The sequence below is a fragment of the Ruminococcus flavefaciens genome (assembly GCF_900143025.1).
In the GTDB taxonomy this organism is placed as follows: domain Bacteria; phylum Bacillota; class Clostridia; order Oscillospirales; family Ruminococcaceae; genus Ruminococcus; species Ruminococcus flavefaciens_I.
On record NZ_FRCT01000004.1, the window covers coordinates 282,828 to 296,408 of the forward strand.

At 41.7% G+C, this 13,581-nt stretch carries 9 protein-coding genes; all 9 read right to left on the reverse strand.

The annotated features are described in order from the left end of the window. Positions 1–152 precede the first annotated feature (152 nt). Complete coding sequence (locus BUB28_RS06440) at positions 153–959, reverse strand: hypothetical protein (protein ID WP_072949941.1); 807 nt, start codon at positions 957–959, stop codon at positions 153–155. 361 nt (positions 960–1,320) lie between these two features. Then, positions 1,321–3,039 carry a SulP family inorganic anion transporter gene (locus tag BUB28_RS06445; RefSeq protein ID WP_072949942.1) on the reverse strand — a complete coding sequence of 573 codons (1,719 nt, stop codon included), beginning with the start codon at positions 3,037–3,039 and terminating at the stop codon, positions 1,321–1,323. A gap of 515 nt (positions 3,040–3,554) precedes the next feature. Beyond that, the gene (locus BUB28_RS06450; protein WP_072949950.1) at positions 3,555–4,757 is read right to left on the reverse strand and encodes a hypothetical protein; all 1,203 of its coding nucleotides are present in this window, start codon (positions 4,755–4,757) and stop codon (positions 3,555–3,557) included. A gap of 247 nt (positions 4,758–5,004) precedes the next feature. Further along, on the reverse strand, positions 5,005–7,083 hold the full coding sequence (locus BUB28_RS06455) for an FtsX-like permease family protein (RefSeq protein WP_072949951.1): 2,079 nt from the start codon (positions 7,081–7,083) through the stop codon (positions 5,005–5,007). Next, positions 7,073–7,837 carry an ABC transporter ATP-binding protein gene (locus BUB28_RS06460; protein ID WP_072949953.1) on the reverse strand — a complete coding sequence of 255 codons (765 nt, stop codon included), beginning with the start codon at positions 7,835–7,837 and terminating at the stop codon, positions 7,073–7,075. The genes BUB28_RS06455 and BUB28_RS06460 overlap by 11 nt, the downstream gene beginning before the upstream one ends. Positions 7,838–8,593: 756 nt before the next feature. Further along, positions 8,594–10,501, reverse strand: coding sequence for a C1 family peptidase (locus BUB28_RS06465; protein WP_072949955.1), 1,908 nt, complete (start codon positions 10,499–10,501; stop codon positions 8,594–8,596). Positions 10,502–10,569: 68 nt separating this feature from the next. Next, positions 10,570–11,796, reverse strand: a complete 1,227-nt coding sequence (locus tag BUB28_RS06470; protein ID WP_072949957.1) for a hypothetical protein — start codon at positions 11,794–11,796, stop codon at positions 10,570–10,572. A gap of 9 nt (positions 11,797–11,805) precedes the next feature. Further along, positions 11,806–12,378 (reverse strand): sigma-70 family RNA polymerase sigma factor, encoded by a 573-nt coding sequence (locus BUB28_RS06475; RefSeq protein ID WP_242939950.1) that lies wholly within the window; start codon positions 12,376–12,378, stop codon positions 11,806–11,808. Between the two features lie 414 nt (positions 12,379–12,792). Continuing rightward, the coding region (locus BUB28_RS06480; RefSeq protein ID WP_175547810.1) for a polysaccharide deacetylase family protein at positions 12,793–13,581 on the reverse strand (789 nt) is incomplete at its 5' end.

Here is a 13,581-nt window from a genome sequence, read left to right on the forward strand (position 1 = left end):
GGCACACCCTGCATTACCTGCAGGGCTTTTTTATTATCAGTGTGCCCTATCTGAGAAAAAATGAAACCAAGAGCCACTGAAAAGAAATAGGGAGACCTTTTTCAAAAGGGTCTCCCTGACAGTTTGCATACACATTCTATATACGTATTACATTATCTGTACTGCTCTGTGCCGAATAAAACCTTATCGAAGAAATCCTTAGTCTTATCCTTGCCAAGCTGTTTTTTGAACACATCTGTTGAAACTCCGCCCTTATCAACGAGGTTATCGCAGTACTCCTGAGTAATTGCCAGCTTATTTATTTTTTCAGCGTCCGAAAGAGGTTTAAGCTCCTTTGCAGCTTCCATATAGCAGCGTATAGCATCGCAGAACATCTTCTCCACTTTTTCGTCATCATCGCGCTTTGCAGCCTTATGGAGCACAACTGTCAGGTACTTATCATACCATGCAGGATCGGTCTTAATGTCCTCCATGTCGCTGTAGCTGCTCTCGAATCCCTTTATCTTCTCAATAACGCCCTCATATTCAGAGCTGTCAGTATCGCTTACAAGGTCATAAAACTCCGCATATGCCTTGCGTTTTCCGAGGATATACATGAAGTCCATAGAAAGCATGGGCATATTCTTTTTATAAGGAGTAATGATGTAAGATACCATCTGCATAAAGCCCATATTGACCTTCATTACCGAAAGGTTGCCTATGTCCTCTACATCGTACTGCTCCACATCAAATTTAAGGAGCCCGTACATTTTTATCTGCTTGTACTCACCGGGGTCAACAGGGGTAAGCTTTGCGTACTCCGATATAGTATCCATACCTGCATCGAGAGTCCTGTTCATTACCTTCATATTCTTTGAAGCGTTATAACAGACAAAGCCTATGACAGCACCGATGATAATAAATATCACCAGCAGCACCTTAGGCCACCGTTTCTTCTTTTTAACCTCTGAATTTTTCATACCATCTCTCCTTTTGTCTTTATACAATTGTCTGCAATTGAAGCGATTTTATTATATCACGGCATATTTCTTATGTCAAGATAAAAAAATCCCGACACCGAAGAACACTGAAACTTCGGTATCGGTTCAATGAGGATGATTTATTTAAGCCCTCGCAGGCTTCAGAGAAAGCATCAAGTGCTCTCTACAGAAAACAAATTCTGATGAATCTGTTCTCTGATAGTATAATACCATGTAATCATGTCAAATACAACTCATTTTTTGCAGATTAAGTGTAAAAAACGATGAAACCACGTTCTGCCTTACAAAAAAGGAACGCCGCGGACGGCGTTCCCTGAAAAATCTTATAATACAGCCTGCATCATGCTCTCTTTGCAGCTATTTCCTTTTCGATCTCCTCTGCTCTGAGAAGTGCAGTGTCGATATGGTCGCAGAAATTCTCCTTGCCCACCTGCTCGATAAAGCCTGCCTTAGTCATTACCTTCATAGGCTGTTCGTTTACGTGAGAGAATACCACCTTCACGTTATGTCTCTGACAGCGCTTAACGATACGCATGAGAGCCTCAACACCTGTAGCGTCTATAGCAGGAACGTTTCTCATTCTGATACAGAGTACATCTATTTCCTTGTCGCTGAGGACGTATTTGTATTTATCTGTAGCCGCAAAGAACATAGGTCCGTTTATCTCGAAAACTCTTGTATTCTGAGGTATCTTCTTGAGAAGGATATTATCGGGGTCAGTGTCCTCATCGTCCACATCTACCCATGCATGAGCCTCTGTAACGTCTGCCATACGCTTCATAAAGAGAAGTGCAGCCATTACCATTCCCACACCGATAGCAACAACAAGGTCAAATACAACTGTAAGTATCAGCGTTACGAAAAGTACAGCGATATCGCTCTTAGGAGCAGTCTTTACAGTATTTCTGATATTTCTCCAGCCGCACATATTATAAGCAACGATAAAGAGTATAGCTGCGATAGTGGGCATAGGTATAAGTGAAGCATAAGGCATGAGCACAACAAGTATAACAACGAGCACAATGGAATGTACCATACCCGAAATAGGAGTACGTCCGCCGTTCTTTACGTTAGCAGCAGTACGTGCGATAGCACCTGTAGCAGGGATACCGCCGAAGAATGCAGAACCGATATTTGCAGTACCCTGAGCGATAAGCTCCATATTCGAGCGGTGCTTTGAACCTACCATACCGTCTGCAACAACGCAGGAGAGAAGGGACTCAACTGCCGCAAGAACAGCGATAGTGAAAGCATTTGGGATAAGTGCCCTTACCCTTGAAAAAGTTACTTCGGGTACTGTGAGCTTTGGAAGTGAATTGGATATATGATAGAGGTCGCCGATAGTATTTACCTTGATGCCGCTGAACTTTACGATAGCGGAACATACGATAACTGCGATAAGTGAAGCAGGTATCTTTTCCAGCTTTTTCGGCCAGAGTATGAGTATTACCAGCGAAGCCATACCGATAGCAAGAGCCTGCCAGTTGATAGTGTCGATAAACAGACCTATTGCCCTTACCTTTTCAACTGTCTCGATAGGCGAAGTAAATCCCAGTTTTTCCTGCATAATATCCTTATCGAAGGTCAGACCGAGGAAGTCCTTGACCTGTCCGAGGAGGATAGTCACGGCAATACCGAAGGTAAAGCCTGTGGTAATAGTACCAGGTATGTACTTGATAAGCGCTCCGAAGCGGCAGAAGCCCATAATAATAAGGATAATACCTGCCATTATTGCCGATATGGCAAGACCGCTCATGCCCTCTGTAGCCACAATGCCTGCAACAGTTGTAGCAAATGCTGCTGTAGGACCTGCTATCTGCACACGGCTTCCTCCTAAGAATGAAACGATGAAGCCTGCGATTATAGCGGTATAAAGTCCCTGCTCAGGACCAACGCCCGAAGCAAGCGCAAGTGCTATTGAAAGGGGAAGCGCAATGATAGCAACGATTATACCTGCGATTATATCCTTAATGAACTGTTCCTTTGAATAAGTTTTCATTACCGAGAAAAGCTTTGGTTTGAGCTTTTCTTCTGTTGGTTTCAATGCTTTTTCAGCCATTTTTCTAACCTCTTTTTCTCAAATTCTCAATAAAAGACACGCAACGTTTACTATTATACTACTAAAAATAGCGGTTTTCAAGAGATTTCAGACAGGCGGAAAAATTTTGTCGGTTTATATATATTCCCGTCCGCGGTTGAAAAAAACTGTAGCAAAAAAACGTAGGGGCTGCACTGAACGCGAGCCTTTAGCCGTTAGCTTGTAGGGGCGCACAATGTGCGCCCGCAAATCTCAAAATAACTATAAATGACCAACTGTAGGGACGACCATTGGTCGTCCGTCGATTCTGCAAAATGTGCAGAGAGTCGCGGCTCCTGTAGGGAGTTCCTCCGTCCGCCACCCCCTACAGACTAAAAGCTAAGGGCGGATAATATCCGCCCTACTGACCACCATTCTGCACAAAAACAAGCATCTAACTTTGTCAAAAACGCAGAATACAAAAATTATTTTTTCAATAATCAATGGTTTTCCGTTGTTTTTTCATCTTTTTTGCCCCAATTATAGAAGGAGCTGTTTCAGCTTTCCTTTTCGGGTACAGCCTGCAAATATGTGCCGAAGAACCATATCACGACCGCATACAGCAGAGGCTCTGTCATGGCGCGTAATGCGATAGTATAAGTAGTATTGCCGAATATGCCCGTGAAGCTCCTGTCGAACAGGTCTGTCTCGAACCAGCCTGCGATATTAAGTATCAGCGATGCTGCTAAAAGCAGGAGCATTGAACTGCGCAGAAGCTTTCTGTTTCTCCTTGTATTCAGCTCGCCCTTTGCATTATTGAGCAGTACGCGGACAAACGCCCATACAGCACCGCCTGTAAGTGCAAACACAGGCAGGTCGCGGAGATATCTGAACAGCACTACATTCTTATAAGCCTGCGCCGAAACTGCGTCCTCAAATGGCAGTCTGCACATATATCTCTCGGATGTTTCCATTAAAGTAAAGGGCAGCCATACGCTGTATTCATCTCCCGACATAACGCGTATAAGCTCATATGTACGCACTCCGAGCCGCCATACTATGAAGCCTACCGAACCTGCTATGATAACAGCCGAAAGCACCTTCAAAGCCCTTGATACTCCTACTGTATCCTTGTTTTCAAGCTGTTTTTCGTGCATAAGCAGCATAAAAGCTCCGCATATCATTATAAATGGTATGCCAAGTATATCATATATCTGGAAATACTGCCGCCGCTCGGTGAAAACACCTGTCATGCCGTCAAAATCCGAGATGCTGCTCAGAAAATTCGTCTTAAAGTATCCCCATAGATTGCCGACACCGTAAAATGCACCTCCCACAAGGAAGTAACGCCATGCTCTGCCGCTGAAAATACGCTTCTTATCGCCGCTGCGCAAAGCCAATATCATAAGAGCGATCAAAACCAAGCCCGGTATCATACCGAGATAGCCCATTGCTTTCTCTGCCGCCGTTTCCTCTACAGGTGCGTTTATACGCTCTAAATAAGCCGAATAATCCGCATCTGAGGCAAAGGAATTATCGCGGTCGAACTCCACAAAGAATGTACCGCAGTACTGGTGGAACAGGAACGGCGACTCCTCTGTCCCTTTGTCGGGAAGTCCCATTATTCTGGTAAACAGAGAAATATACAATATCAGAAAAATCGTGGCTGCTATCAGACATTTCAGTGTAAAATAAATCAGATGAAGCCTTTTGTGTATCTTCTCGGTTATAACATCAGTCTGTATTTCCGTTTTTTTCATAATATCGCCCCCTTTAACAAAATTGTATCATATCCAAATCGCCAAAGTCAACGAAATAAGAAAGATTTAAGAAAATGATAAGAAATGACTGCATAACACTTCATTCAGCCACTATAATTCAAATCCGTCCGCAAAGCGGACACAATAATTCCGAATTAATAATTACGCATTGACTATACACAGCCCTTTACCGATAACTAAAAGGGCTGGCATTTCTGCCAGCCCCTAAAAACTATATCATGTGATCTTACTTTTGTTCTTTAACTATTGACTTGCTGCCGAAGAATGTGAGGAGGAAATATCCGCCGTATATCAGCACAACAACTGCTGCTGTAAAGAACATAGGCTTTGTGAAGCTTCCAACCACTACCATATCAAGTCCGAATTTTCCAAGTCTCATTCCAAAGTAGGAATGGAGACAAGCCAGCAGAAGCGGCAGCAGGAAGAATATACCTGTCTGGAGGAATATGGACTTTGTTATATCCTTTTCCTCTACTCCAAGCTTACGGAGCATAGTATATCTCGGCATACTGTCAACGCTCTCGGAAAGCTCCTTCAGCGCAAGTATCGCACCGCATGAAACAAGGAATACGAAACCTATATAGAGTCCGAGGAAGGTAACGAGGGCACTTACACCAACAGCCGAATTTGCAGCCTCTATCCTTGTATTTGTATAGTATGAATAACCGACATTTTCCTCGCCCATTATGTTGCCCATAACGTTTTTCCATTTTTCGAGGACTTCTTTCTCGATCTTCTCGGTTTCTTTCTTGTCTGAGGACTTATAATTGCCTGCAAAAACATCGGCAGCTACCAAAAGCCCTTCATCTTCTTTTGCTTCGTCGATGATCGAATCCGGAACTATGAACATTCCTGTATTGATAGGCTGTATTTTCGGAGCAATATAACCTTTTATAGTATGGTGTGAATGATTTGCGAGAGTATTGCCGAATAATGTTATCTCATGCTTATCACTGAAAAGGCGGTCATATATATCTACCATAGGCTCAAAGGAAGCACATAATGCATATTCATTTTCCTTGAGCTCAATAGTCTTTTTGCCGTACAGCTTCATAAGAGCATTGTAATCGCTGAGCTTCATTATCGGCTCCATGCTTTTTCCTGCACTTTCAAAAGACTCGAAATATCCATTAAGGTCGTTGATAGCGTCACCGATAAATATTGATAAGGTAAACTCTCTATCGTAATAAACATGGAAATTGTGGTATTCGCTGAATTCATCACGTATATCCAGACCCTTTTGACTATACTCATCATCAATGCTTGAATACAACGGATATTCATCTCCGTCTATAGTTTCCGTTTTTCCGTAATCAGCAAAAAAATCTATAGGGAAGTTTTTTTCTATCTGCTCATTCATAGAATTTCTGATAATGAATGCTGTAGAAAGTGTGCAGATAGTAAGGAACAGCATGAGACAGATAACTGTCATGGAAGCAACAGTTGTGTTTACCTTGCTGCTTATCTGACGGAATGTAAAACTGTTGAGTCCCTTGTGATAAACGCCCTTCACAGACATTATAACTCTCAGAAGCATACCTGCAACCGACCAGAATATGAAAAATGTAGCAACAGCACCCATTATTATTGCAGTAATTATCTTGTCCGTATTGAGATTCCACTGGTTCCAGCCTACCATATAGTACGCATAGCTGAGAACTACGGCAGAAAGAATGAATACTATCATGCATACCCATGTATTTTTCATGGTTATCTTTTCCGAACGCTTGCCTGAATTCATAAGGGTTATGAGTCGGCATCTGCTTATAACAAAGCCGCTTCTTATTATTACAACTACATACATGATACCGAAATAAAGCACAGTCTTAACTATTGCAGATGCAGATACCGTAAATCTGTAGTTGCTCATATCTGCTTCAAAGAGATTAGCAACTACCGCACTCATTATCTGTGAAAGTCCCACACCTATAAGGAGTCCCACAAAAAGCGAGCCTGCGCCGATAATAACTGTCTCGCAGAGGAGAAGTGCGGATATCTTCCATTTGCTCATGCCAAGCATCATATAAAGTGCGAATTCTTTGTTTCTGCGCTTCATAAGGAAACGGCTTGCATATACGATAAGGAGTCCGAGAACTATAGCTACGAATACACTAACGCCCGAAATAGCCGTTGTAAGGAAACGTATCATCTCTCTCCTGTCCTCATTCATATTGAGGAAGGCTGTCTGCGACTCTATAGCATTGAATATATAGAATACGGCAACACCGATTATAAGAGTGAAGAAATATATAGCGTAATCCTTCATGCTCTTGCGGATATTGCTCATTGATATCTTAAAGAGCATCGCTTACGTCACCTCCGAGCAGTGTAAGTACATCTATTATCTTATTGAAGAAAACCTTTCTTGTGTCTGCTCCGCGGTTTATCTCGTTGAAGACCTTTCCGTCCTTGATAAAGATGACTCTCGAAGCATAGCTTGCTGAAAACGAGTCGTGTGTTACCATTATGATAGTAGCATCATGCTCGTGATTGAGAAAGCTGAGTCTTTCAAGGAGAAGCTTTGACGACTTTGAATCAAGTGCACCTGTAGGCTCATCTGCAAGCACAAGCTTGGGATTTGTTACGATAGCTCTTGCAGAGGCAACTCTCTGCTTCTGTCCGCCCGACATCTGGTAAGGATACTTGCTCAGCACCTCTGTTATGTCAAGCTGCTGTGCTACAGTCTTTACTGCCTTGTCTATGTCCTTTGCGGAATACTTCTGTATTGAAAGGGCAAGAGCGATATTCTCATAGGCTGTAAGAGTGTCCATAAGGTTAAAGTCCTGAAAGATAAATCCAAGCTTTTCGCGGCGGAATTTATTAAGCTCCTTGCCCTTCAGCTTTGTTATATCCGTATCCTCAAGGTAGATATGTCCTGCTGTTACGCGGTCGATAGTTGATATGCAGTTGAGCAGTGTGGTCTTACCGCTTCCCGATGCACCCATAATAGCTGTGAATTCGCCCTTTTCAACATCAAAGGAAATATTGTCAACTGCTTTTGTAAGACTTGATTTATTTCCGTAGTATTTTTCAACATTTTCTAATTTAAGTAATGACATTTTATTCTCTCCTTATTCTGTAATGATCGCAATTTTTTTCGGTTCACTTTGATTTTTCATAAGATCATTTCCTTTCGGTATTTGTTGTTTCCATGATCTTATTATACCCTATCCAAACAAATTGGTCGTGCTTTTAATATTACGCAACATTACAATTTTGAAATGTTGCGCAGGAAAGCGTCAGCTTTTATATTATACTCTATTACAGGCAGTTCTGCAATATACTTTATAATAAAAAAGCCCGCAGTATAAGTGCGGACAGAAAAAGTCTTTATATACGACAATACCGCACTTAAAAGTGCGGCATCGTCTGATAATGGTATATGTTTGTATGGAGTTTACTGAATTTATCGCTTCCTTGAGGGAGGAAGCCTTATTGCAGCTATAAAAATGTGCTGCTGAAAGTATACACGTTTTTTGTACGGACATTTTTACTCCCTTGCCCGTATCAACAATATTATTATACCACAACACTGCTTTTGTGTCAACCAAAATAAGTGGTATTGCCAAACGAAATGTACTAATATAAAAAACATATATATTGTATAAAATGTACAAAAGCGAGTACAAATCCATACCCTTTTCAGAATTCGGACAGCTATATGTACAAAAAGCCCCGACTCAGGAATGTCGGGGCTTTTGCTGCTTTCAGTGCGCACTTCCTTACTGAAATCAGCATCTATACTCATTCGGAGCGTCCGAGATCACAGAAATGATGCGCTCCGATGATGAGACTTTTTAAAGGGTCAATACCGATCAGGCATTAAGGCTCGCTTCGAGAATGTAATAATCCTCAGGATTGATCACATCGTCGTCATTAGCGTCAAGAAGCTCTTCCTGGAAGAATGAGAACTTTTCTCTTACCTCTTTCTCCTTTTCTTTAGAATCGGCAATGCTCATTTTAATTCTGAAATACTCTGATACCTTATCCCAGTCGTTCTGGTCTAAAACGCCGTCGTAATTCATGTCGCCCTTAGGAAGGTCAACAGAGAGGCTATCATTGAAATCTTCTCCGATAACAGCATCGCTGTATGCTTTGTCAGCATATTCCTTTGACGCTACTACATTGCCCTTATCGTCCTTAATGCAGATAGACTTTACAAGCACCTTTGTATCACCCATAGCATTTCGGTTATTTACAGTGATATCATACTCTCTGCCGTTTCCGCGGTCATCGCTGCACAGACCTGTTATATCTGTGAATATAGGGCCGCTATAAATTACAGGTGCGCTGAAGTTTTTATAACCTGCATTATCAAGAAGCTGTCCATCACAAGAATTATCAACCTTAACATCGAAGTAATTATTAGTCATGACCTGTGCTTCTGAAACGAGCTTGATATCCTTTACAGCAACGTCAATGTAATTAGCATTCCTCATAGAAATAGTTCTCTCATCTGAAAGCTTTGTTCCTGTACGGCTCTCACGATAAATTGTATCGTACATTACCCATAAGAATCCGTTATTTTTCCAATCATCGCCCCATGAATTTACTATTTTGAATGCACCGATCTCACTGTTAGGATTAATAAAACCATCACCGTTTATGTCACACTTAATAGTATCATCATAACCAACAACTGTATATGAGTGTGATCCGCTTGACTGAGTTCTGCATTCATAAGCAGCTAAATCATTGGAAGCGTATGTTTTCTTTGTATCATAATTAAATGAACCGCCTGTTACAAGGATCTTTCCTTGATTAAGAGCCTGCTTCATTTCCAAGATGACTTTTTCTGCACTTGCATCAGCTTCCTCCTTGGAAACCAGTACAGGGCCTTTAACTCCATCAACTTTTTTAATAAATCCCAGTGCATGAGATGTAGAATAGCTATTAACAAGTCTTATTTTAAGTGCATCAAAAAGAGCCTGTTCATCTCTTGGAATAGCTCTGAATACACGTACAAAACGTAAGTACTTACCCTGGAACTTATTTCCGTCAATAACACGGATATAATACTTCTTATCATTTTCGCTTAGAGCATTATACTGATTTTCAGAAATATATTCGCCTATTCTTCTGTATCTTCCGTCTTCTGTAGGTTCAAGCTGCTTCTTATCATTATCTGACAATTTATTATAAACTTCGCTGCTTACATAGTTAGCATAATGATCTTCAGAACTGTCTATGATATAGCTATCTCTATCGTTGAATTCAGGAGCATCATAATCTTTTCTGGAAATGTATTTGCCGGTTGAGATATTACGTGCATAATATGTCTGATTATCATCTTTTTCTACTCCGTAATTTCCGTCATACGGAAAATCTTTCAGAGTAACTGCGCCATTATACTTAAAAAGTTCATATGCATTGTTTTCATCTGTGCCACTATGAACACCACCGTTTATCTGCGGATAAGTAAATGCAGGTGAGTAGACAAAATCAATATCAGCATCAGGGTATTTTTCGCGTAATGCCTTTCTTGCCTCATATGTAAACTGGTAAAATGTAGTAGAGCTCGATGCGCATGAACCAAGTCTGCCTTGATCAAATATACCAGGGAAATATTCTGATGTGCTTAGATCCACTCTTGGCGGAAGGCTATTTATCTCATCTGCTGCTGATGCTGTGAATACGTTAGTTTCGCCTGCAAATGGAACCATACCTGCTGCTGAAGCTGTGAGTGTGAGTGCTGCTGCGATAGCAGAAATCTTCTTAATCATATTTCTTTTCCTTTCTGTGATCCAATAATTTATTGATCGTTATATTTATCCTTTTTCTAATATCCTTTTCAGTCTTTCAAGACGTTTAACAAAGACCACTTGTTGGCCTTATAATCTCTTACTATGCCGAACTTTACCTTAACGATACTGCCGTCAGTAAGATCAACGTAATTCTTTTCAGCTGTAAACGCAAATTCGCTTACATTATAAACAACAACTCTTTTGTCATGCAGAGGTTCAAGCTCATGCTCTTCCTTGCCCAGCAGTCTGTAAAGCTTTCCGTCATATGTGATATATGAGTATTCGTGATCCACCACAATGTTTTCGGAAGAGAATCCTGAGTAGGACACATCGCCAAAGAACTCATTTTCGATCACAGAACTGCACATCACTGCGTAAAAGCTTTCCTTGAGCGACTGCATATCGGAATATATATCAGGGTCTACCTGTCCGTATTCCAGCATCCTGTTATAAACTCCGTCACCCGATGGAGTCATCATTTCGCGGATAACAGTGATATTGCTTCCTTCAATAACGGGAAGGTTCAGATCTGTAATATTCCTTATGGAGTCATAATCATCAATAATCTTCTCAGCTGTATCTACCAGCTTTTCGTAATCATATGTGCTCATAACAGCCGTTGTCTGTATGCTTTCGCGTGATACTGCCGTAACAGCTGTTGTAATGGGTTCGTCGATCTGGATTATTTCAGCAGACTCGTCAGGCTCTGCCTCATTAATATCCGACACTGAAACAGGAACTGTTGCCTGTTCCTCTGCTGATGTCTCATCATTATCTGATGAAACAACCGCCACAGCGGGAGATATGAATGCATTCCCTTCCGCTTTTTCCGCAGGTTTATCATTCACGGCTTTTATAGTCTTCGGCACGGAATTAATATCTTTTTCAGCCGCATTATCTGCATTTACCGATACGAAAGGAGTTTCGGCAGGAGAACTTACAGACTCGCTGGTAACTTCCGGTGTGGGATCTTCGGAAATGCCATTTTTCATATTATGCATCAGGCACAGGCTGCCGCCGATACCGCCGAACAATACGGCTGCCGACGCAGCGACGCTAATAAAATTCAGCCAGCGTGGTCTTATATATTCTTCTACACCGCTTACCTCTTCGCTGTGGTCGGTGTTTACAGCGTTATCTATATTCAGTTTTCTTTCAACAGCAGAAAATATCCTTTCCTTTTCTTCATCTGATAATACAGGAAAATCCTCTGATATCTTCTCAACTGTCTTCTCATCAATAATTTCATCAAAAAAATCGGTTTTCTCTGACATTTTCTCCTCCTATATACTGACACCGATCTCAGTCAGCATTGATCTAAGCCGCTTTCGCGCTCTCACACTTCTTTTCTGAACTGCCGCAGCAGTCATTGAAATAGCCTTTCCGATCTCAAGGGTCGTTCGGTTGTAATAATACTGCTGAATGATTATAGTCGAATCTGGTTCACCGAGTTCATGCACTTTTTTAAGCAGCAATTCGTTCCTTGCCGTCTTTTCTGCTTCGCGCGCTACATTTTCCGAAGAAGCGATCTCTTCAAAATCGTCATCATCTATTGAAACTGTTTTGCCCATGCCCTTGCTAAGACGTCTGTACATATCTATAGCACGGCGTTTGGCTATTACACCGATAAAGCCTTTCAGTTCTTCGTTGCGCTTCCCTATCGTATCAAAACTTCTGAAGAAATCAAGAAAAACATCACTTACACATTCTTCTACGTCTTCACGGCTACAGCAGCTTCTCAGCTTGTTTATCACTATAGCATAGACGTAGTTGCAATATTCATCGAAAAATGCTCTTCTTCCTTCAGCAGGGGACTTTTTCATCTTTGCTCTGAGTTCCTTGTCAGTCACCTGCATTCCTCCCTTCTATATTTTTGGGCGATCGCTTCTATAAATAATAATCGCACCCATTTACCATAATCGGACACATTTAGCAAAAATATTTTTATAATTACAAATTGCAAATCGCCTCAAATGACAGTATTGCGTTATATCCTCAGCATAAAAAATCACAAAAAAATCTCCGCCGACATCTTCTGCCGACGGAGAGTTCAATAGATATATTCTTTTTCAGCTGTGTTTTTTAGTGATTTTTAATTCCTTACCTATTATAATGGGCACTAAAAAAGTCGTTTTTCTCTGCAAAAGAAAAGACAGCCGTAAAACGACTGCCTTTCAGGGGATATTAAAATTGGAGAAATCTTAATTAAGATGTGCCGACCACCGATCCGGTGATCGGCACATAGTATCATCAAATACTCACGTATTCAATTAAACGCGTGTGTGGATCTGACCACCTGCAAGAGTCTTGCCCTTTGCAGCTGCAAGATCAGAGATGTTTACGTTCTGGTAACCATTCTGTGCGAGCCATGGGAGAACTTCTTCCATAGCAGCTGCTGTTGTAGCATAGTTCTCGTGACAGAGTACGATAGCACCCTCAAGTGAACCATTCTGTGCAGCCTGCTTGATTGTATTTACGATCTGATCCTTAGAAGCATTATCCCAGTCCTGAGTATCGATAGCACAGCTGATAAGCGGTACATCGTAGAGAGCTGACTTAACCTGTCCGCCGCCATCGAGATATGGAAGTCTCATGAGGTGTGAAGGCTCAGCACCGATGATGCCCTTGAGCTTGCTGTTGCACTGCTCCCACTCGCTTCTGATCTGCTGTGAACCAAGTGAACCGAGTGACTGGTGTGACTTTGTATGGTTAGCTACTTCCATACCATTCTGGTAAGCGAACTTAACCTGTTCGTTTGTCTTGATCCAGTCGCCAACATAGAAGAATGTAGCTGTCATGTTGTTCTTGATAAGAGCGTCCATTATCCTGTATGCAGGATCCTGTCTGCTTGTAGCTGATGCACCGTCATCGAATGAGATAGCGCAGAGCTTCTTACCAGCCTGAACGCCGCCGCCCTGAGGCTGACCGCCGTTGTTGTTATTGTTCTGGTTGTTCCAGTCGTTATTCTGCTGCTGACCGCCCCAATTGTTCCAGTCATTATTCTGCTGACCCCAATTGTTCCAGTCGTTGTTCTGGTTCCAGTCCCAACCGTTGTTCTG